Raw genomic sequence first — 19335 nt, 5'->3', positions numbered from 1 at the left:
CGATCAGTCGATCGCGATACAGTGCTGGCCGTCGCGCGCGACGATCAGATGGTCGTGCAGCCGGATGCCCAGCGCCTCCGCCGCCACGGCCAGCTTGCGGGTGAAGCGGCGGTCGAGGTCGCTGGGGGCGGGATCGCCGCTCGGATGGTTGTGGACCAGGGTCAGGCCGGATGCACCCACCTCCAGCGCGCGGGCGAGGATCTGGCGGGGGCGGACCATCACCCCCTCCGGCCCGCCCCGCGCGATCACTTCCTCCGCCAGCAGTTCGCGTCGTCCATTGAGGAAGAAGACGCGCAACTGTTCGTCGCGATCATGCGCCATAAGCTGGCGGCAATAATCGATCAGTTCGTGCCGGGTCGCTACGATCGGGCCCGCCGCCACTTGCTCGCGCAGCGCGAACAAGGCCGCCCGGCGATGCGCCACCAGCAGCGCCACTGCCTGGGTCTGATACTCCACCACCGGCAGCAACGACGCCTCTCCGGCGGCCAGCGCTGCGTTCAGGCTCCCATGGCGCTCCAATATCGCATCCGCCCATCGCCCCGCCCGGTCGGGATCGACGATCGCGAGCAGATCGACCAGCACCTGTCGCGCCTCCGGGCCGGGACCGGAGATCGGTCGCGGAGCGGACGATGCTGGAAGAAGCCGTAGGCCGGCGAACCGGTGGAACATCGCGGGGGCTCGTGAGGAACAGGCCTCCCTCCCTATTCCCTCATAGTGCGATGCGGGTGCGCCTAAGCCTCCGATGCGGAGCGGTTCGTCATCAACCGTATCCGATCCGGAGGGTTTCCAATCTGGATCAGTTGAGCTGTTTTGGCGGCACCACGGGCAGCGGCAGCGGCGCGATCGGCACGCCTTCCGCCACCAGGGCCTTGGCTTCGGCGACGCTCGCCTGACCATGGATGGCGGTGGTCGGCGCATCGCCCGAATGCATGGCGCGGGCGCGCGTGGCGAAAGCGCTGCCGACCCATTCGGAGGATTCCAGCGCCTTGGCCTGCGCCGCCGCCAGTGCGGCCATCGCCTGTTTCATCGCGGCGGGCGGCAATGGATCGGCACGGTTGCCCTTGGCCGCGACCGCCGGGGCCATCACCGCCTTCTCGATCCGCGTCGCGCCGCACATCGGGCAGACAAGATGTCCGGCATCGCGCTGATCGTCATAGGCGCGGCTGGACCCGAACCAGGCCTCGAACACATGACCATCGGGGCAGCGCAGGTCGAAGACGATCATGCGCCGACGATCGTCACCGGTGGAACGGGCCGGCGATGCTCCAGCACCGGCAGGCGCGCCCGCACTTCCGCCGTGCGCGCCGGGTCGATTGTCGCAAGCGACATCCCCGCCGCCTCGCTCATGTCCAGCACCACCTCGCCCCAGGGATCGACGACCATGGCATGGCCATAGGTGGTGCGGCCGTCCTCATGCGTGCCGGTCTGCGCCGCGGCGACCACCCAGGCCCCCGCCTCGACTGCTCGCGCGCGCAGCATCAGCGACCAATGCGCCGCCCCGGTCGGACGGGTGAAGGCGGCGGGCACCGCCAGCACGGTCGCGCCCGCATCGGTCAGCGCGCGGAACAGGTCCGGAAAGCGCAGGTCGTAACAGATCGCCAGCCCCAGCCGGCCGACCGGCGTATCGACCACCACCGCCGTCTCGCCCGGCGCATAGCTCGCCGATTCGCGCCAGCGCTCGCCCGTGGGCAAGTCGACATCGAACAGATGCAATTTGTCGTAGCGCGCCCAGATCGCGCCGCTGCCGTCGATCACGAAGCCGCGATTGGCCAGCCGGCCGTCCGGCCGCCGCACCGCCAGCGAGCCGAGATGGACCCACAGCCCGGTCTTCGCCGCCGCGCCGCGCACCGCGTCCAGCACCGGATCATCCGCCTCGGCGACGATCGCCTGCGCCGCCCGCGCCCGGTCGCGATCGATCAGGCCGGACATTTCCGGCGTGAACAGCATCGTCGCGCCCTCGGTGGCCGCATTCGCCACCGCGTCGGTCAGCGTCCTGGCATTGACGGCGGGATCGATCCCGCTCGTCATCTGGAGCAGTGCGATGGTCACGCCGCGAGCAGCGGGTCCAGCTTGCCGGCCCTGTCGAGCGCGGCCAGATCGTCCGATCCGCCGATATGCGCCCCGTCGATGAAGATCTGCGGCACGGTGGTGCGGCCATTGGCGCGCTCCAGCATCTCGGCATGCTTCGGACCGCCCATGGTAATATCGAACTCCTGCGGATCGACGCCCTTGGCGGCGAGCAGCTTGAGCGCCCGGGTGCAATAGGGGCAGAATGCCTTGGTGTAGATTTCGACCTTTGCCATAGCCTCTCAGGTGTGGGCGGCATCGGCACTTGTCAATCGTCGCTTGCCAGCACGCGGGCCCAGCACAGGATCGTCACCGACCGCGCGCCCGCCGCCAGCAGGGCGCGGACGCAGCCCTCCGCCGTCGCGCCCGTCGTATAGACGTCGTCGACCAGCACCACCGCCCGCCCCCGCACCCGCTCGCGATCGGCCGACCGCACCGCGAAGACGCCGCGCACGGTGCGCGCCCGTTCGCGCCGGCCCAGACCGCGCAACAACCGGGTCGCCCGCCGTCGCCGCAGCACGAACGGATCGTGCCGCAGCCCCGTCCGCCGGGCGAGGGCGGCGGCGATCAGCGCCGACTGGTTGAACCCCCGCCGCCACAGGCGCCAGCGGTGAAGCGGCACCGGCACCAGCAGCTCCGCCTCCTCCGGCATCAGCCGCGCCATCGCCCGCGCCATCGTCTCCGCCAGCGCGATCTGCCCGCCATGTTTCAGCCGCACCGCCAGCGCGCCCGCCACCGGGCCATAGGCCACCGCCGCCCGGATGCCGGCATGGCGCGGCGGCCGAGCGAGGCAGGTCGCGCACCGCGCCTCCGGTCCGCGATCATAGTCGAACGGCAGGTGGCAGCCCGCGCACCAGGGCGGGGCCAGGAAGCGGAGCCCCGTCCAGCAGGTCGCGCAGAAGCGATGGTCCGCGCCGACCGGTTCGCCGCAACCGGGGCAGCGCGGCGGGAGCAAGAGGGCGATGATCGTGCGGACGGCACCGGCGATCGAACGAAGCGGCATGGCGCGCTTGTCGGCCGGCACGCGACGGGGCACAAGCACGGGCGTGGACACCCCCGACATCTTCGATCGCACCGCGCGCCGCCATCGCCGCGACCGCGCCGCCAACCGCTTCGCCGCGCATGATTTCCTTCGCGCCGCCATGCTCGACGGGATCGCCGAGCGCCTGGCGACGGTGAAGCGCGCCTTTCACGACGTGCTCGATCTCGGCTGTTTCGACGGCGCGTTCGAGCCGCCGCCGGGCGCCCGAGTCGCGCGGATGGATGCCGGCTTCCTGTTCGCCGAACGGGCCGGCGGGGTGCAGGCCGACGAGGACCGTCTGCCCTTCGCCGATGGCAGTTTCGACCTGGTGGTGAGCGCGGGCGTGCTAGACCAGATCGGCGACCTGCCGGGCGCGCTGACGCTGGCACGGCGGGCGTTGCGGCCGGACGGGCTGTTCCTGGCGGCGTTCGTCGGAGCCACCTCCTTCCCCAACCTGCGCAAGGCCTTCGCCACTGCCGAGCGGCAGCGGCCGGTCGCCCGTCTGCATCCCCAGATCGATGTGCGCTCGGCGGGCGACCTGCTGGTCCGCGCCGGCTTCGCCCTGCCCGTCGCCGATATCGAGGCGCTCGATATCGGCTATCCCGGCATGTGGCGATTGCTGGAGGATCTGCGCGGCATGGCCGGCACCAACGTGCTGAGCGAACGCCATCCGCTGTCGCGCGGAGCGTTGGCCGCCGCCGCCGCGGCTTTTGGCGAAGCGGGCGGTGCGGATGGCCGCACGCGCGAGCGGATCGACCTGATCTTCCTGACCGGCTGGTCGCCCGACGCCTCGCAACCCCAGCCGGCGAAGCGCGGCAGCGCCACGGCGTCGCTGGCCCAGGCGTTGAAGCGGCCGCCCGATCCGGCGTGACGGATCAGGTTCACGCGGCGGGACCCGGAGCGCGCCTTAGTTCATAACACCGGTTCGGGGGAGTCGCCGGAGCGGCTCGGCGTGCGCCCATCGTCGCTTTGGCGGAAAGGCAGCGCTGGACTGCCTGTCGCTGGCGTCCCCTATCTGGGCCCCGACCTTCGCCGGGGAACATGCCTGGGGAAAGGCGGCGTTCACACCATGACGGACCGCTTCGCGGCGTCGCGTGACCCAATAAAAAACGTGCGGCACGACCCGATGGCCGTGCCGCACGCATCGAAGGATCAGCCCTTGTAGCAGACCTTCTTGACGGTCTTCACGACCTTCGCCGAGTCGATCAGCGCCAGCTTTTCGAGATTGGCGGCATAGGGCAGCGGCACGTCCTCGTTGGCGACGCGCAGCACCGGCGCGTCGAGGTCGTCGAAGCCCTGCTCCATCACCACCGCGGTCAGTTCCGACGCGATCGAGCAGGTCGGCCAGCCTTCCTCGACCACGACCATGCGGTTGGTCTTGGCCAGCGACTTGAGCACCGTTGCCGTGTCGAGCGGGCGCAGTGTGCGCAGGTCGATGACCTCCGCGTCGATGCCCTCTTCGGCCAGCTTCTCGGCCGCTTCCAGCGCGACGCCGACGCCGATCGAATAGCTGACCAGCGTCACGTCCTTGCCCTCGCGCATGATCCGCGCCTTGCCGATCGGCAGGACGAAATCGTCCATCTTGGGCACGTCGAACGAGCGGCCGTACATCAGCTCGTTCTCGAGGAACACGACCGGGTCCTCGGACCGGATCGCCGCCTTGAGCAGCCCCTTGGCATCGGCCGCGTCATAGGGCGCGATCACGATCAGGCCGGGGACGCTGGCATACCAGGGGCCGTAGTTCTGCGAGTGCTGCGCGCCGACGCGGCTGGCGGCACCGTTGGGGCCACGGAACACGATCGGGCAGCGCATCTGGCCGCCGGACATGTAGTTGGTCTTGGCGGCCGAGTTGATGATGTGGTCGATCGCCTGCATGGCGAAGTTGAACGTCATGAACTCGATGATCGGGCGCAGGCCGCCCATCGCCGCACCGGTGCCGACGCCGGCAAAGCCATATTCGGTGATCGGCGTGTCGATGACGCGGCGGTCGCCGAACTCGTCGAGCAACCCCTGCGTCACCTTGTACGCGCCCTGATATTGCGCGACTTCCTCGCCCATCACGAAGACGCGGTCGTCGGCGCGCATTTCCTCGGCCATCGCATCGCGCAGCGCCTCGCGGACGGTGAGCTTCACCATCTCGGTGCCCTCCGGAATCTCCGGCGTGGCGGGGGCGTGCGCTTCGGCGGCGGCGACCAGCTGCTGGGTGCCGCTCTCCTGCTCGGCGGCGGCGGCGCCCTCCGGCATCGGCGGCGACGCGCCGTCGGTGGCCTCGTTCTTCGGCGCGGCATTGGCGTCTTCGCCGCTGCGCGTCTCGGTCACGGTGGAGGCGTCCTCGCCCTCCTCGGCCAGCACGGCGATGGCGGTGCCGACCTTCACGTTATCCGTGCCCTCGGCGACCAAGATCTTGGCGATGACGCCCTCGTCGACCGCCTCGAACTCCATCGTCGCCTTGTCGGTCTCGATCTCGGCCATGATGTCGCCGGACTTGACGCTGTCGCCTTCCTTCACGAGCCATTTGGCGAGCGTGCCCTCCTCCATGGTCGGGGACAGGGCCGGCATCTTGATCTCGATCGCCATCTCAGTAACGCTCCACCAGCACTTCAGTGTACAGTTCGGCCGGATCCGGCTCGGGGGTCTGCTCGGCGAAATCGGCGGCCGCGTTCACCGTCTTGCGGATGTCCTGCTCCAGCACCTTCAGGTCGGCCTCGGTCACGCCCTGCGCCTCCAGCAGCTTCTTGACGTGGTCGATCGGGTCGGACTTGTCGCGCACGCCCTGCACTTCCTCGCGGCTGCGATACTTGGCCGGGTCGGACATGGAGTGACCGCGATAGCGATAGGTCTTCATCTCCAGAATGACCGGACCCTTGCCCGCGCGGACCCAGGCCAGCGCTTCCTCGGCCGCGCCGCGGCAGGCCAGCACGTCCATGCCGTCGACCTGGATGCCGGGGATGCGGAAGCTCTCGCCGCGGCGATAGAGCTGGTCCTCGGACGAGGCGCGGTTGACGCTGGTGCCCATGGCGTACTGGTTGTTCTCGATCACGAAGATGATCGGGAGCTTCCACAGCTCGGCCATGTTGAAGCTCTCGTACACCTGGCCCTGATTGGCCGCGCCGTCGCCGAAATAGGCGAGGCAGACGCCGCCGTCATTGCTGTACTTGTGCCCGAAGGCGAGGCCGGTGCCCAACGACACCTGCGCGCCGACGATGCCGTGGCCGCCATAGAATTTATGCTCGGTCGAGAACATGTGCATCGACCCGCCCTTGCCCTTGGAGATGCCGGCGGCACGCCCCGTCAGCTCGGCCATGATGACCTTGGGATCGATGCCATAGGCCAGCATGTGGCCATGGTCGCGGTAACCGGTGATCACCGAATCCTTGTCGCCGTCCAGCGCCGACTGCAGGCCGACCGCGACCGCTTCCTGGCCGATATACAGGTGGCAGAAGCCACCGATCAGGCCGAGGCCATAGAGCTGGCCGGCCTTTTCCTCGAACCGGCGGATCAGCAGCATCTGCTTGTAGAAGTCGAGCAGCTGTTCCTTGCTCGCCTCGAACGGCTTCGGCTCGGCGGGACGCTCGCGATTGGGGATCGGCGGATCGGCGAAGGCGCGGGGGGCTTTGGCCACTGTCAAAAGACCTCGTTTCCGTAGGGTAGTTGGCGGTGCCTATAGGCCGGGTCCGACGAAAGAGGCAATCATGCGATGCAGCAGCTTTCGCAGCATTATCCGATCCGAGCGGATCAAGCCGGGCTTTCAGGGCACAAAGGCCAGCACCATTGCCCTGACGCCCGCGCCATGCGTAAAGCTCCGGGTGAATGGCCGACCATATCCACCCTTTTCGCATCGCCAATTTCCGCAGCTACTGGCTGTCGCGGTTCAGCGGCACCATCGCCGTCTCGGCGATGTCGATCGTCATCGGCTGGCAGGTCTATAATCTCGCGCGCGAGACGATGGATGTGCGGCAGGCGGCGTTCATGCTCGGCATGATCGGCTTCGCGCAGTTCGTGCCCCTGTTCCTGCTCACCCCGATCACCGGCCTGGTCGCCGACAGCGTCGACCGGCGCTGGATCGTGCGCAGCACCACCGCGCTGCTGGTGCTGACCGCGGGTGCGCTGTGGCTGCTCACCTGGTCGGGCCACCTGACGCTGGGCGCGCTGTTCACGGCGGCGGTGGCGTTCGGCGTGGCGCGCGCCTTTTCCGGGCCGGCCTATTCGGCGCTCGCGCCCAATCTGGTCCCGCGCGAGAGTCTGCCCACCGCGATCGCGGTCAGTTCGATCGCCTGGCAGGTCGGCACCATCGCCGGCCCCAGCGTCGGCGGCCTGCTCTATGCCATCCACCCGGAGGTCGCCTATGGCGTCGCGACCCTGTTGTTCGTGGTCGCGCTCACCTTCATGTTCCTGATTGGCCCGGTGCCGCAGCCGGCCGTGCAGACCGATCACCGGCCGCTCGCCCGCATCGCCGAGGGGTTCCGCTATGTCCGGCGCAACCGGCTGGTGCAGGCGGCGATCACGCTCGACCTGTTCGCGGTGCTGCTGGCCGGCGCGACCTCGCTGCTGCCGGTCTATGCCCGCGACATCCTGCATGTCGGGTCGCAGGGGCTGGGCGTGCTGGCGGCGGGCATGGGGATCGGCGCGGCGACCACCGCCATCTGGTTCTCGGTCCGGCCGATGAGCCGCAATGTCGGCGTGAAGATGCTGGCCGCCGTCATCGTCTTCGGTCTCGCCATCCTGACCTTCGGCGTCGCCGCCCATGTCACCGACGCGCTCGGCCTGCGGACCGGCACGGTGCAGCTCGGCACGATGGCGGTCATCGTCCATCCCGCCTTCCTGCTCAGCCTCGCCGCCTTGATCGTCGCGGGCGGCGCGGACATGGTGTCGGTCTATGTCCGCCAGTCGCTCATCCAGCTCCACACCCCCGATGCGATGCGCGGGCGGGTGAGCGCGGTGTCGCAGCTCACCATCTCGGCATCCAACGAACTGGGCGAGTTCGAGAGCGGCGTGATGGCCTCGCTGCTGGGGCCGGTCGGCGCGGTGGTGTTCGGCGGGGTCGGCGCGATCGGCGTGACCCTGCTCTGGTCGCGCCTATTCCCGGAACTCCGCCGCGCGCGAACCTTTGACCCGCCAGAGATCCTCGAAACCGAACCTGAGCACGGAGAAGCCAAGCCATGAAGGCCAATACGATCCTGGAGACGATCGGCGGCACGCCGCATGTCCGCATCCAGCGGCTGTTCCCCAATAGCGAGGTGTGGATCAAGTCCGAGCGGTCGAATCCCGGCGGCTCGATCAAGGACCGCATCGCCCTCGCCATGGTCGAGGCGGCGGAGGCGTCGGGCGCGCTCCAGCCCGGCGGCACGATCATCGAGCCGACCAGCGGCAATACCGGCATCGGCCTGGCGCTGGTCGCGGCGGTGAAGGGCTATAAGCTGACGCTGGTGATGCCGGAAAGCATGTCGCTGGAACGCCGCCGCCTGATGCTGGCCTATGGCGCGACCTTCGACCTGACGCCGCGCGAAAAGGGCATGAAGGGCGCGATCGAGCGCGCGCTGGAGCTGGTCGAGCAGACACCCGGCGCCTGGATGCCGCAGCAGTTCGAGAACCCGGCCAATGTCGAGGTGCACGTCCGCACCACCGCGCAGGAGATCCTGAACGATTTCCGCGACACGCCGATCGACGTCATCATCACCGGCGTCGGCACCGGCGGCCATATCACCGGCGTCGCCGAGGCGCTTAAGAAGGAATGGCCGGACCTCAAGGTCTATGCGGTCGAGCCCCAGGCCTCGCCCGTCATCGCCGGCGGCCAGCCGGGCCCGCACCCGATCCAGGGCATCGGCGCGGGCTTCATCCCCGCCAACCTCCACACCCAGCTGCTGGACGGGGTGATCGCGGTCGATGCCGCCGTCGCCAAGGACATGGCGCGCCGCTCCGCCAGCGAGGAAGGGATGCTGGTCGGCATCTCGTCCGGCGCGACGCTCGCCGCGATCCTCCAGAAGCTACCCGACCTGCCCGATGGCGTGCGTGTGCTCGGCTTCAACTACGATACGGGCGAGCGCTATCTGTCGGTGCCGGACTTCCTGCCCGAAGCGTGATGGTGTCTTCGCGCCCCGGACCCGTATTCCGGGGCCTGCTCCTCCTTCTCGCCCTGGTGGCGGTCGTCATTCCCGTGCTGCTCGTGCGGTGGGTGCCGACCGTCGCCGCCAGTCCGGCGCGCATCGCCCGGCGTGCGGGCCTGCCGCCGCGCAAGGTGGTGCCGCCGACCGTGCTGCCCGATGTGGAGCCGGTCGAGCTGGTCGACCTGACACCGCAGGACGCGCGTGCCTTCAACGCGGGCGTGCCCTTCGCCAAGGGGCCGAACCCGGCCGCGCGCCCGTTCCACCTGCGCGACACGCCCGACAATCTCGCCCGCGCCACCGACTGCCTAGCCGCCGCGCTGGTCTATGAGGCGGGCGACGATCCCGCCGGGCAACGCGCGGTCGCGCAGGTGGTGCTGAACCGCGTCCGCCATCCCGCCTTTCCCAAGACGGTGTGCGGCGTGGTGTTCGAGGGGCAGGACCGCACCACCGGCTGCCAGTTCACATTCAGTTGCGACGGCGCGCTGACCCGCTGGTCGCCGTCCCCCGCCTTGTGGACCGCGGCACGCCGGATCGCGACGGCGGCGCTGACCGGTACGGTCTATCGCCCGGTCGGCTATGCCACCCATTATCATACCGACTGGGTCGTGCCCTATTGGCAGTCCAGCCTGGACAAGATCGCCGCCGTGCACAGCCATCTCTTCTTCCGCTGGGCCGGCTGGTGGGGCACCCCGCCCGCCTTCAACCGTCAGGTTTCCGCCGAGGAACCGGTGATCGACAAGATCGCCGCCCTGTCCGACGCGCACCGGATGGGCGGCGCATTGGCGGCGGTATCCGCCGCGACCAGCGAAGCCGCCACCGCCCTGGCGTCGGTCGACGGCTCCGTGCCGGCTTTGGTCACCGATCCCGATGTCGGCGACACGCAGGCGATCATGGTCGCGCTACCCGCCGGCCTGTCGGCGGAAAGCTATCCGGCGCTGGCGGCGAAGGCCTGCGGCGCCCGCCCGCGCTGCAAATATCTGGGCTGGACCGATACGAAGTCGGTGCCCCGATCCGGCGATCCCAATCCGACCCAGGTCGCGGCCATGGCGTTCAGCTATCTGCGCGACCAGCCGGCGGGATTGGAGCGGACGCTGTGGAACTGCACGCTGTTCCCGCACACGCGGCCGGGCGGATGCATGCGCCGCGATCCGGGGGCACCGGTCGGCGTCACCCCGCCCGCCGCCGCCACGCCGCTTCCTCTAGCGGGGCGCGGGCCGGATAATTTGGGAGGCGTGCGACGGCGCGTCGCCGGCTCCACAGTAACGCCGACGGTTCAGTCGCCCCCCGTCGCGAACGAACCATAATCAAGATAACGCTAACATCATTCTTATCGTGCAATAAAGGTCCCACCCACCGTCCAAGGGCGCGCGCGAACGCATAAAATGGGGATGAGTTCCAGGCGAAGAGCCTGGCCATCTGCGCGAGGATTCCGTTCGCATGACCTTCCAACACTGGCCTATCGCCCGGAAGCTGACGGCTTCCTTCACCGTCCTGATCGTAATCCTCGCGCTTCAGGGCTTGTTCGTCCTGCAGAATTTCGGATCGGTCCAGGAAACGCTGAACAAGCGATCCCGCGGTTTCGCGGTGATGACCGCCGTGCTGAAGATCGAGAACGCATTCCTGGCGCAGGTGAACGCCACGCGCGGCGTGCTGCTCGACAATGATCCGGAATTCCGGGCGCGCTATGAAAGCGTCGGCCGCGACCTGGATGGCCAGATCGAAGAGGCGATCAAGACCACCGTCCGCCCGATCACGAAGCAGCGGCTGCAGGCGACCCGTCAGGCGATCCACAACTGGCGCAGCACGGTGGCAGAGCCCCTGATGGCCATGGCGGCGCAGCCGCAGTCGAGGGCCGAGGCCCAGCGCCAAGGCGGCATCGACCGCGTCGGACCGGTGCGTCAGCAGATCGTCGTGCTGGTCAAGGGCCAGAAGGATCGGCTCGACGAACTCAGCGCCCTGATTGACGTCGCCACCGTCCGGATGAAGACCGTCTTGTGGGGCGGCGCGATCACCGCCGTCATCGCCGCCCTGGTCCTGGCCTGGCTGCTGACGCTTGGCATCGCCCGGCCGATCCAGACGCTCACCGGCAGTGTGAAGCGGCTGGCGCGGGGCGATTTCGACGTGGACTGCCAGGCTTCGGAACGGTCCGACGAGATCGGTGAGCTGCAACAGGCGCTGGCCGTGTTCCGCGATGCCGGTCTCGCCAAGCAGCAGGGCGAGCACGCCAAGGCGGAAAGCGACGCCGCGCAGAAGCAGGTGGTCGACACCTTGTCCGCCAACCTGTCGCATCTGGCGCAGGGCGACCTGACCAGCACGATCACGGCCCAGTTTCCACCGGCCTATGCCGGCCTGAAGGAGCATTACAACGACGCGGTCGAGCGTCTGCGCGGCCTGATCGGCTCGGTGTCGGAGAGCGCGATGGCGATCCGCACCGGCTCGGACGAGATCGCCCAGGCATCGGAGGATCTCGCCCGCCGTACCGAGAGCAATGCCGCCTCGCTGGAGGAAACCTCCAATTCGATCACGCGCATGGACGAGCGACTGCGCGCGACCGCCGATGCCTCGTCGCGGACCGTCGCCCGCGCTGATCAGGCGATCTCCACCGTCAACGGCGGCCGGGCCGTCGCGGACGAGGCGGTGCAGGCGATGGGTCGCGTCTCCGAAAGCGCCAAGGGCATCGATTCGGTGATCGAGGGGCTCGACAAGATCGCCTTCCAGACGCGAGTCCTGGCGATGAACGCCGCCGTCGAGGCGGGGCGCGCGGGCGACGCCGGGCGTGGTTTCGCAGTCGTCGCCGACCTGGTGTCGGCACTGGCGATGCGCTCCGAGGAAGAAGCGAAGCGTGCACGCGAACAGCTGACCGCGACGCAGAGCGACATCATCACCGCCGTCGGCGCGGTGCAAAAGGTGGATGGCGCGCTGTCCAACATCTCGGGCGACGTGGCGCAGGTGCACGAGCTGCTCGCGACCATGGCGGCGGACAATCAGGCCCAGGCCAGTGCGATCAGCCAAGTGACGACCGCGATCGGCAGCATGGACCGCGCGACCCAGCAGAATGCCGCGATGGTGGAGGAAACCTCCGCCGCCGCCCGCAACCTGGCCAGCGAAGTCGGCGGCCTGGCCGACAAGGCCGCGCAGTTCAACACCGGTTCGGCAGCGGCACCGCGGACCATGCGCGCCGCGTCTCGTCCCGCCCTTCAGCCGGACGACTTCAACCGGCCCGTCCGCCCGCTGCCCGCCGCCGCCGTCCCGGCGCTGGTGGCCAGCACCGGGGACGATGGCGACTGGACGGAGTTCTGATCCGCCCCGGCCCCGCCCGAGAGGACGGGGCCGGTCCAGCCTTTACGCCGCCAGGAACATCGCCTCGGGCAGCGCCATCACCGCCTCGGCCCCGCCCTCGATCTTGCGACGCAGCGCCCCGGCGTCGGGCAGGATACGTTCGGCGAAGAAGCGCGCCGTGACCAGCTTGGCGTCGAGGAAGGCGGCATCGCCCTCCCCCGCATCCCGCATCCGCGCGGCGGCGGCGGCCATGCGTAGCCACATCAGCCCGGTCGCCACCAGGCCCATCAGGTGCATGTAGCTGACCGCACCGGCGCCGACATTTTCCGGGTTCTTCATGCCATTGGCCATGAACCACAGGGTCGCGGCCTGAAGATCGTTCAGGGCCCGCTCCAGCCGGGTGGCGAAATCGGCAGTCGCCTCCACCGTCTTGGCCAGCGCGACCTCCTCGGTCACGATCTGGAAGAAGGCCTGCACCGCCCGGCCGCCATTCTGCGCCAGCTTGCGGCCGACCAGATCCATCGCCTGGACACCGTTGGTGCCCTCGTAGATCATCGCGATCCGGGCATCCCGGACATATTGCTCCATCCCCCATTCCTGGATGTAGCCGTGCCCGCCAAAGACCTGCTGGGCACTGGTCGCGACCTCATAGCCCTTGTCGGTGCCGACGCCCTTGATCACCGGGGTCAGCAGGCCGATCAGGTCGCCAGCCATCTGCCGCTCCACCTCGGTGCCGGCCTTGTGCTCCAGATCGACCTGGAGCGCGCCCCACAGGCACAGGGCGCGCAGCCCCTCGGTCCAGGCCTTGGCCTCCATCAGCATCCGGCGAACATCGGGGTGGACCATCAGCGTGTCGGCCTTCTCGCCCGGCTCGGCCGGGCCGGTCAGCGCGCGGCCCTGGCGACGGTCGCGGGCATAATGGACCGCGTTCTGATAGGCGGTCTCCGCCACCGCCAGCCCTTGCAGGCCGACGCCCAGCCGCGCCGCGTTCATCATGATGAACATCGCCGCCAGCCCCTTCATCTCCTCGCCGACCAGCCAGCCGGTCGCGCCATCATAGTTGAGGACGCAGGTGGAGTTGCCATGGATGCCCATCTTGTGCTCGATCGAGCCACAGGTGACGGCGTTGCGCGCGCCCAGCGACCCGTCTTCGTTGACCAGCACCTTGGGCACCACGAACAGCGAGATGCCCTTGCTGCTGTCCGGCGCACCCGGCGTCTTGGCCAGCACCAGATGGATGATGTTGTCGGTCAGGTCATGCTCGCCGGCCGAGATGAAGATCTTGGTGCCGGTGATCCGATAGCTGCCATCGGCCTGCGGCTCCGCCTTGGTGCGGATCAGGCCCAGGTCGGTGCCGCATTGCGGCTCAGTCAGGTTCATGGTGCCGCCCCATTCGCCCGACACCATCTTGGGAAGATACCGGGCCTGCTGCTCCGGGCTGCCCTTGGCGACCAGCGCCGCGATCGCGCCATGCGCCAGGCCCGGATACATGGCGAAGGCCATGTTGGCGGAGATCATGAACTCCTGGAACGCGGTCGAGACGACATGCGGCATCCCCTGCCCGCCAAAGGCCTCCGGCGCGGCGAGCGTACCCCAGCCCGATTCGACGAACTGGCGATAGGCCTCCTTGAAGCCGGGCGGCGTCGTCACCGATCCGTCCTCGGCGCGGGTGCAGCCATGCTGGTCGCCGATCTGGTTGAGGGGGAACAGCACCTCGGCGACGAAGCGGCCGCCCTCTTCCAGCACGGCATCGACCGTGTCGGGCGTGGCATTGGCGAACCCTTCGACCTCCGCATGGGCGGACAGGCCGACCACCTGCTCCAGCACGAAGCGGACATCGCGGATCGGGGGCGTATAGCTCGGCATCTCTCTCTAATCCTTATCGTTATCATGTCGGTGCGTCGCCCGCACATCGGCGACGAAGCTGGTCAGTTCGGCGATCGCGGCATCGATGTCGCGCTTCTGCGCCTCCAGCGCGGCGATCCGCGCCTCGCACCGATCGATCGTCACCTGGCGCTGGATGCGCCGGCCGTCGCCGATATCATACAGGTCGATCATCTCGCGGATCTCGCCCAGCGAGAAGCCGACCCGCTTGCCGCGCAAGATCCAGGCGAGCCGCGCGCGATCCCGCTGCGTGTAGATGCGGGTGGTGCCACGCCGCTCGGGCGCGATCAGCCCCTCGTCCTCGTAGAAGCGGAGGGCCCGGGCGGTGACCCCGAACTCCTCCGACAGGTCGGAGATCGTGAAGCTGTCCCGATCGTTGCGCGGGACGATCACGGCATAGGTTGCTGCATCGGCCATATCGGGAAAATTACTTCCCTTTACGTAAACGTCAAGACGCCTTGCAGAGGAATTTCCCACCCCGACCGCGCAACGTCGCGGCCTCCGCCTGCGAGCCGCTCTGCTGCTCGACGGTCAGCGCCGCAAGCGAGGCCCGGCCGAGGCAGAGCTGCTCGCATTCGGCCGGCAGGGTCGTGGGGAAACGGATACGCTCGCCATCGAACTGCGCGTCGAAGCGACAGGCGTTGCCGAGCGTGACCTTCAGCGTCTCGCCATCGCGTTGCACCGTGCCGCTGGCGGAACAGCTCTGTCCCTCGCCATAATCGATCGCCACGCCGATCCGCTGTCCGACGATGCATAGTCGGTCGGTGTCGAGCGCCCAGGCCCCCTCGATCGCGCGGCGCTTCGGATCGGGCACCAGCCCCGCCTCGGTCGCCGCCGCCTCCAATTTGGCGCCATCGGTGCGGTCGATCACGGAGGCGGCACGGTCGCATCCGGCCAGGAGCAGCAACAGGGCGACCGGACGCCAGTTCATGCCAGCGGCACCAGCACCTCGCCCTCGATCCGGCGATAGAAGCAGGAGGGGGCACCGGTATGGCAGGCCGGGCCGGCCGCATCGGCGATCACCCACAGCGCATCCTGGTCGCAATCGACCCGCATCTCGACGACGTGCAGGACATTGCCGGAGGTCTCACCCTTCTTCCATAGGCGCTGGCGGCTGCGCGACCAGAAGGTCGCCTCCCCGCTCGCCTGGGTGGCGGCGATCGCCTCCGCATTCATGTGCGCCACCATCAGCAACGCGCCCGCCCGGTCGGTGACGACGGCCGTCACCAGGCCATTGGCGTCGAAGGCCGGGTCGAAGCGAAGGGTGGAGTCTCTCTCGGTCATGCCGCCGCTCTACGGGGCGGGACGGGCGATGAGAAGACTGCCCTATCCAACCGCGACGCTGTTCCCCGGCCTTTGCCGGGGAACAGGAAACACTTGTCCTCAGTCCTCGCCTTCCTCCGCCGCCTCGGCATCCGCCTTGGTCTTGTGGTCGACGCCCGGCTCCTCGGCCGGCGGGGAGTAGACGCTGAACAGCTTGAGCGGCTCGTCACCCTTGTTGATGATGTTGTGCAGCGCGCCCTTGGGGATGACGATCAGATGGTTCGGCGTCACCTTGGTGGTCGAGCCGTCGACCTTGGCCTGGCCCTCGCCCGCGACGAAGAAGGTGGTCTGGTCGGCGTCATGCGTTTCCTCGCCGATATCGTCGCCCGGCTCGATCGACATCAGGACGATCTGGCAATTCTCGTCGCGATACACTTCCTTCTGGAAGTGCGTGTTCTTGGTCGCCAACGCGACCATGTCCTTGTTGAAGATCGCCATTATGCCGTCCTTCCGCTGTCTGGAATGAGAGCCGCCGCAACGGCCCGGCCACCAGCGGGGTTCCGGTCGGGTTGATGCCCGTCAAGGAAACAGGTCGACCACCTCGACCCCCTCGCCCACCGCCTCGACCAGCAGCCGGCGGTGGCAATGGCGGGGATCGCGTTCGTAGCAGAGCAAGGCCGAGGGACGCTCCGCCGCCAGCGCCAGCATCTGCGCCGCCGCGGCCTGTGCCTCGGGCAGTTCGAGCTGGTCGTCATAGACCTGGGTCAGCGTCGCGACATCGCCCTTCTTCGCCGCATCGCGCCCGCGCTTGGGCGTGCCGAGCGCTTTCAGATGGACGTACCCGATCTCCGCCTCCGCCAGCGAGGCGGCAAGCGGCGACTTGGAGAAGCCGGGCCGCCGCGACAGCGGCAACGCGCGGATGTCGATCACCTGCGTCACCCCGGCACGGGTCAGCGCGGCGATGAACTCCGCCATGGTCGTGGCTTCATAGCCGATCGTATAGAGGATCATGGCCACAAGCTGGCGATCCGGACCTGACTTGCCAAGTCGGGGCGGCTAGGGACGTCCCCATGACCCATGACATCCATATCGTCGGCGGCGGCCTGGCCGGTTCGGAAGCCGCGTGGCAGCTTGCCGAGGCCGGTTTCAAGGTACGCCTGTCCGAAATGCGCGGATCGGGCGAGAAGACCCCGGCGCACCAGACCGAGGGCCTGGCCGAACTCGTCTGCTCCAACTCCTTCCGCTCGGACGATGCCGAGGCGAACGCGGTCGGCCTGCTCCACCAGGAGATGCGCACGCTCGGCTCGCTGATCCTGACCCAGGCGGACCGGCATCGCGTTCCCGCCGGATCGGCGCTGGCGGTCGACCGCGACGGCTATTCGCAGGGCGTGACCGATGCGCTCGCCAACCATCCCAACGTCACCCTGGTGCGCGAGCGGGTGGATACGCTGCCGGAGGGGCCGACGATCCTGGCGACCGGCCCGCTCACCGCGCCCGCGCTGGCCGAGGCGATCGGCGGCGCGACCGGGGCGGAGGCGCTGGCCTTTTTCGATGCGCTGGCCCCCATCGTCTATCGCGACTCGATCGACATGGACGTGGCCTGGTTCGCCTCGCGCTGGGACAAGGGCGAGACTAAGGATTACATCAACTGCCCGCTGACCAAGGAGGAATATCTCGCCTTCCATGCCGGTCTGATCGAGGGCGAGAAGACGCCGTTCAAGGAATGGGAAAAGGACACGCCCTATTTCGAGGGCTGCATGCCGATCGAGGTGATGGCGGAGCGCGGCGTCGACACGTTGCGCTACGGCCCGATGAAGCCGGTCGGGCTGGACGATCCGCGGACCGGCCGCTGGCCCTATGCGGTGGTGCAGCTGCGCCAGGACAATGCCCAGGGGTCGCTGTGGAACATCGTCGGCTTCCAGACCAAGCTGAAGCATAGCGAGCAGGTACGCCTGTTCCGCACCATCCCCGGTCTACAGAATGCCGAATTCGCCCGGCTGGGCGGCCTGCACCGCAACACCTTCATCAAGTCGCCCGAACTGCTCGACCCGACGCTGCGGCTGAAGAACCGGCCGAACCTGCGCTTCGCCGGGCAGATCACGGGGTGCGAGGGCTATATCGAAAGCGCCGCGGTCGGGCTGCTGGCGGGCCGCTTCGCCGCCGCCGAACTGCGCGGCGAGACGCTGGCCCCGCCGCCGCCCGAGACGGCACTGGGCGCGCTGCTGGGTCATATCACCGGCGCGGCGACCGCCGAGACCTATCAGCCGATGAACGTGAATTTCGGCCTGTTCCCGCCCATTCCCGGCCGGACCAAGAAGGCGGACCGCAAGCGCATGTATACCGACCGGGGCCGCACGGCGCTGGCGGAATGGCTCAACTCTCCTCCTCCGGCGCTGCCGACGGCTTGACGCCGGCATCCGACGCGGGCGGGCAATGTGCCGTCCGCGCCGGCTTGCGCTTGACCGCGGTGGTGGCGAACTCCGCCCGGTCCATCGCATGGGAATGATCGCGGTCGGCGGCGGCGAATTTCGTCGTCGCCTTCACCGCCCATTCGTCGAACGACAGGCGACCATCGCCGTCCCGGTCCAGCTTGGCGAAGGCCTTGCGCCGCTGCGCCAGATATTCGTCGCGCGTGACCTGCCCGTCGCGATCCTTGTCATAACGGTCGAAGCGTTTCTCCTCGCGCGTCCTGGCGCTCGCTTCCGGCAGGCGGTCGGGGAGGTCGGTGGCGGCGGCCTGCCCCGCCACGGCCGGGCGCGGCGGCAGGCCGGCACTGGCGGGCGTCGAGGGCGATCGCCACAGCAAGGCACCGCCCAGCAGCGCCGCCAGCCCCGCTCCCCCGCCCGCCGCATATCGCCACAGCATCGCCCGTCTCCCCCAAGCCTGCAACGAGGCTAGGAGAGCAGTTGGCAACTTACAACCTGGATCAGTTTTCCTACCGGCCCGTCAGCCGATGACGGAGCAGTCGCCACGTCCGCCGGGGTGATCCGGCGGCGATCGGTGGCGCGGCGAGATCGAAGCGCGCGAGCAGGACGAGCGCCCCCAGCGGCCGCGACGGGGCCGGCCAGCGTCGCTGCATCGCCCCGTCCAGCCGGACATTCGCCAGCGCCGTCGCCCGCGCGGCCGTCGCGGCATCGGACAGATGCGTCGCCAGATCGGCCAGGGCCCAGCCCTGCCCCGCCGCCACCGGGATCGTGTCGTCACCCAACAGGTGCGCCGCCGCCGCGAACAGCCGCTCGCCGCGTTCGACCGCCACCCGCTCCAGCGCGTCATTGTCCAACGCCGCCCCGTCGAGCAGCACGTCCCAGCCATCGACCAGCCCGGCCAGCATCGCGCCGGTCACGCCATGCGGCAGCACCGTCTCAGCCAGCGCCGCGAGCACCGGCTCGGCCGGTGGCGGGCGGGTATCGAGCGCCGCCAGCGCCTCGTACCACCAGGTCAGCCGCATCTGCCCGACCATCGGCTCGCGCGTGCCGCGCAGGATCGACGCGAGCCGGGCATCGAGCGCGAACAGCGCCTCCAGCCCGGCACGCCGGTCGCGCGGGGCATAGCTGAACGCGAGGTTGCGCTCCGCGACCGCCGCCTCCTCGGCATGGGATAAGTTCTTAACCATCTGACTGCAAAAGGCTTCTTTCTCACCGGGCAGTGTGTCCGGGTATCTAGCCGAAGTCGAGGCACAATGCGATTGGTGCGAAGGATCCGGGATGGTTGGGCCGG

General features: G+C 68.8%; 21 protein-coding genes. 6 read left to right on the top strand and 15 right to left on the bottom strand.

The features are described from left to right. Positions 1 to 3: 3 nt before the first annotated feature. The 5 genes from QE452_RS03530 to QE452_RS03510 all read right to left on the bottom strand — a co-directional run bounded on the left by QE452_RS03530 (position 4) and on the right by QE452_RS03510 (position 3070). The gene (locus tag QE452_RS03530; protein WP_309660429.1) at positions 4 to 582 is read right to left on the bottom strand and encodes a JAB domain-containing protein; all 579 of its coding nucleotides are present in this window, start codon (positions 580 to 582) and stop codon (positions 4 to 6) included. 214 nt (positions 583 to 796) lie between these two features. Further along, positions 797 to 1225: a DUF1178 family protein gene (locus QE452_RS03525; protein ID WP_309660428.1), complete on the bottom strand. Its 429-nt coding sequence runs from the start codon at positions 1223 to 1225 to the stop codon at positions 797 to 799. Beyond that, positions 1222 to 2049, bottom strand: a complete 828-nt coding sequence (locus QE452_RS03520) for a carbon-nitrogen hydrolase family protein (RefSeq protein ID WP_309660427.1) — start codon at positions 2047 to 2049, stop codon at positions 1222 to 1224. Before QE452_RS03520 ends, QE452_RS03525 begins: the two co-directional genes overlap by 4 nt. Next, entirely contained in the window at positions 2046 to 2303 is a 258-nt protein-coding gene (grxC, locus tag QE452_RS03515; protein WP_309660426.1) for a glutaredoxin 3, read from the bottom strand. The genes QE452_RS03520 and grxC overlap by 4 nt, the downstream gene beginning before the upstream one ends. Before the next feature lie 32 nt (positions 2304 to 2335). Then, positions 2336 to 3070, bottom strand: a complete 735-nt coding sequence (locus QE452_RS03510) for a ComF family protein (RefSeq protein WP_309660425.1) — start codon at positions 3068 to 3070, stop codon at positions 2336 to 2338. Here QE452_RS03510 and QE452_RS03505 point away from each other — a divergent pair. Further along, on the top strand, positions 3069 to 3959 hold the full coding sequence (locus tag QE452_RS03505; RefSeq protein ID WP_309660424.1) for a class I SAM-dependent methyltransferase: 891 nt from the start codon (positions 3069 to 3071) through the stop codon (positions 3957 to 3959). The two genes, QE452_RS03510 and QE452_RS03505, sit on opposite strands and share 2 nt — an antisense overlap. A gap of 281 nt (positions 3960 to 4240) precedes the next feature. On the opposite strand, the gene QE452_RS03500 is transcribed toward QE452_RS03505, so the two are convergent. Next, positions 4241 to 5665 (bottom strand): pyruvate dehydrogenase complex E1 component subunit beta, encoded by a 1425-nt coding sequence (locus tag QE452_RS03500; RefSeq protein WP_125996227.1) that lies wholly within the window; start codon positions 5663 to 5665, stop codon positions 4241 to 4243. Between the two features lies 1 nt (position 5666). Beyond that, positions 5667 to 6710 (bottom strand): pyruvate dehydrogenase (acetyl-transferring) E1 component subunit alpha, encoded by a 1044-nt coding sequence (gene pdhA / locus QE452_RS03495; protein ID WP_125996228.1) that lies wholly within the window; start codon positions 6708 to 6710, stop codon positions 5667 to 5669. A gap of 188 nt (positions 6711 to 6898) precedes the next feature. On the opposite strand from pdhA, the gene QE452_RS03490 reads away from it, so the two are divergent. The 4 genes from QE452_RS03490 (at position 6899) to QE452_RS03475 (ending at position 12492) form a co-directional block, all read left to right on the top strand. Further along, the gene (locus QE452_RS03490; RefSeq protein WP_309660423.1) at positions 6899 to 8251 is read left to right on the top strand and encodes an MFS transporter; all 1353 of its coding nucleotides are present in this window, start codon (positions 6899 to 6901) and stop codon (positions 8249 to 8251) included. Continuing rightward, on the top strand, positions 8248 to 9168 hold the full coding sequence (cysK, locus tag QE452_RS03485; protein WP_309660422.1) for a cysteine synthase A: 921 nt from the start codon (positions 8248 to 8250) through the stop codon (positions 9166 to 9168). Before QE452_RS03490 ends, cysK begins: the two co-directional genes overlap by 4 nt. Next, the gene (locus QE452_RS03480) at positions 9168 to 10496 is read left to right on the top strand and encodes a cell wall hydrolase (protein WP_309660421.1); all 1329 of its coding nucleotides are present in this window, start codon (positions 9168 to 9170) and stop codon (positions 10494 to 10496) included. Before cysK ends, QE452_RS03480 begins: the two co-directional genes overlap by 1 nt. A gap of 133 nt (positions 10497 to 10629) precedes the next feature. After that, positions 10630 to 12492, top strand: coding sequence for a methyl-accepting chemotaxis protein (locus QE452_RS03475; protein WP_309660420.1), 1863 nt, complete (start codon positions 10630 to 10632; stop codon positions 12490 to 12492). A 42-nt stretch (positions 12493 to 12534) separates the two neighbouring features. Here QE452_RS03475 and QE452_RS03470 read toward each other — a convergent pair whose 3' ends face one another. The 6 genes from QE452_RS03470 to QE452_RS03445 all read right to left on the bottom strand — a co-directional run bounded on the left by QE452_RS03470 (position 12535) and on the right by QE452_RS03445 (position 16629). Further along, entirely contained in the window at positions 12535 to 14337 is a 1803-nt protein-coding gene (locus QE452_RS03470; protein WP_309660419.1) for an acyl-CoA dehydrogenase C-terminal domain-containing protein, read from the bottom strand. 6 nt (positions 14338 to 14343) lie between these two features. Further along, entirely contained in the window at positions 14344 to 14772 is a 429-nt protein-coding gene (locus QE452_RS03465; RefSeq protein WP_125996233.1) for a MerR family DNA-binding transcriptional regulator, read from the bottom strand. A gap of 31 nt (positions 14773 to 14803) precedes the next feature. Then, entirely contained in the window at positions 14804 to 15286 is a 483-nt protein-coding gene (locus QE452_RS03460) for a hypothetical protein (RefSeq protein WP_309660418.1), read from the bottom strand. Further along, positions 15283 to 15639: a phosphoribosyl-AMP cyclohydrolase gene (gene hisI / locus QE452_RS03455; protein ID WP_309660417.1), complete on the bottom strand. Its 357-nt coding sequence runs from the start codon at positions 15637 to 15639 to the stop codon at positions 15283 to 15285. Before hisI ends, QE452_RS03460 begins: the two co-directional genes overlap by 4 nt. Positions 15640 to 15738: 99 nt before the next feature. Beyond that, positions 15739 to 16116, bottom strand: a complete 378-nt coding sequence (locus QE452_RS03450) for a cupin domain-containing protein (protein ID WP_125996235.1) — start codon at positions 16114 to 16116, stop codon at positions 15739 to 15741. 81 nt (positions 16117 to 16197) lie between these two features. After that, a complete protein-coding gene (locus QE452_RS03445) occupies positions 16198 to 16629 on the bottom strand; it encodes a DUF488 domain-containing protein (RefSeq protein WP_309660416.1) in 432 nt (143 codons plus the stop codon). A 59-nt stretch (positions 16630 to 16688) separates the two neighbouring features. Here QE452_RS03445 and trmFO point away from each other — a divergent pair, with 59 nt between their 5' ends. Then, the gene (trmFO, locus tag QE452_RS03440) at positions 16689 to 18026 is read left to right on the top strand and encodes a methylenetetrahydrofolate--tRNA-(uracil(54)-C(5))-methyltransferase (FADH(2)-oxidizing) TrmFO (protein WP_309660415.1); all 1338 of its coding nucleotides are present in this window, start codon (positions 16689 to 16691) and stop codon (positions 18024 to 18026) included. Here trmFO and QE452_RS03435 read toward each other — a convergent pair. Then, a complete protein-coding gene (locus QE452_RS03435; RefSeq protein WP_309660451.1) occupies positions 17992 to 18480 on the bottom strand; it encodes an EF-hand domain-containing protein in 489 nt (162 codons plus the stop codon). The two genes, trmFO and QE452_RS03435, sit on opposite strands and share 35 nt — an antisense overlap. 73 nt (positions 18481 to 18553) lie before the next feature. Next, positions 18554 to 19231 (bottom strand): squalene/phytoene synthase family protein, encoded by a 678-nt coding sequence (locus tag QE452_RS03430; RefSeq protein ID WP_309660414.1) that lies wholly within the window; start codon positions 19229 to 19231, stop codon positions 18554 to 18556. Between the last annotated feature and the right edge of the window lie 104 nt (positions 19232 to 19335).

The organism is Sphingomonas sp. SORGH_AS_0438, assembly GCF_031453475.1.
In the GTDB taxonomy this organism is placed as follows: Bacteria; Pseudomonadota; Alphaproteobacteria; order Sphingomonadales; family Sphingomonadaceae; genus Sphingomonas.
Note: the sequence above shows the minus strand (reverse complement) of the source record. Positions and strands in the feature narration are given on the sequence as shown.

What these genes read in the sequence shown, in the direction of transcription:
- QE452_RS03525 (WP_309660428.1), bottom strand. Translation starts at nt 1,225, where the DNA reads ATGATCGTCTTCGACCTGCGCTGCCCCGATGGTCATGTGTTCGAGGCC.
- grxC (WP_309660426.1), bottom strand. Translation starts at nt 2,303, where the DNA reads ATGGCAAAGGTCGAAATCTACACCAAGGCATTCTGCCCCTATTGCACC.
- QE452_RS03505 (WP_309660424.1), top strand. Translation starts at nt 3,069, where the DNA reads ATGGCGCGCTTGTCGGCCGGCACGCGACGGGGCACAAGCACGGGCGTG.
- QE452_RS03510 (WP_309660425.1), bottom strand. Translation starts at nt 3,070, where the DNA reads ATGCCGCTTCGTTCGATCGCCGGTGCCGTCCGCACGATCATCGCCCTC.
- QE452_RS03500 (WP_125996227.1), bottom strand. Translation starts at nt 5,665, where the DNA reads ATGGCGATCGAGATCAAGATGCCGGCCCTGTCCCCGACCATGGAGGAG.
- QE452_RS03490 (WP_309660423.1), top strand. Translation starts at nt 6,899, where the DNA reads ATGGCCGACCATATCCACCCTTTTCGCATCGCCAATTTCCGCAGCTAC.
- cysK (WP_309660422.1), top strand. Translation starts at nt 8,248, where the DNA reads ATGAAGGCCAATACGATCCTGGAGACGATCGGCGGCACGCCGCATGTC.
- QE452_RS03480 (WP_309660421.1), top strand. Translation starts at nt 9,168, where the DNA reads ATGGTGTCTTCGCGCCCCGGACCCGTATTCCGGGGCCTGCTCCTCCTT.
- QE452_RS03475 (WP_309660420.1), top strand. Translation starts at nt 10,630, where the DNA reads ATGACCTTCCAACACTGGCCTATCGCCCGGAAGCTGACGGCTTCCTTC.
- QE452_RS03470 (WP_309660419.1), bottom strand. Translation starts at nt 14,337, where the DNA reads ATGCCGAGCTATACGCCCCCGATCCGCGATGTCCGCTTCGTGCTGGAG.
- QE452_RS03465 (WP_125996233.1), bottom strand. Translation starts at nt 14,772, where the DNA reads ATGGCCGATGCAGCAACCTATGCCGTGATCGTCCCGCGCAACGATCGG.
- QE452_RS03460 (WP_309660418.1), bottom strand. Translation starts at nt 15,286, where the DNA reads ATGAACTGGCGTCCGGTCGCCCTGTTGCTGCTCCTGGCCGGATGCGAC.
- hisI (WP_309660417.1), bottom strand. Translation starts at nt 15,639, where the DNA reads ATGACCGAGAGAGACTCCACCCTTCGCTTCGACCCGGCCTTCGACGCC.
- QE452_RS03450 (WP_125996235.1), bottom strand. Translation starts at nt 16,116, where the DNA reads ATGGCGATCTTCAACAAGGACATGGTCGCGTTGGCGACCAAGAACACG.
- QE452_RS03445 (WP_309660416.1), bottom strand. Translation starts at nt 16,629, where the DNA reads ATGATCCTCTATACGATCGGCTATGAAGCCACGACCATGGCGGAGTTC.
- trmFO (WP_309660415.1), top strand. Translation starts at nt 16,689, where the DNA reads ATGACCCATGACATCCATATCGTCGGCGGCGGCCTGGCCGGTTCGGAA.
- QE452_RS03430 (WP_309660414.1), bottom strand. Translation starts at nt 19,231, where the DNA reads ATGGTTAAGAACTTATCCCATGCCGAGGAGGCGGCGGTCGCGGAGCGC.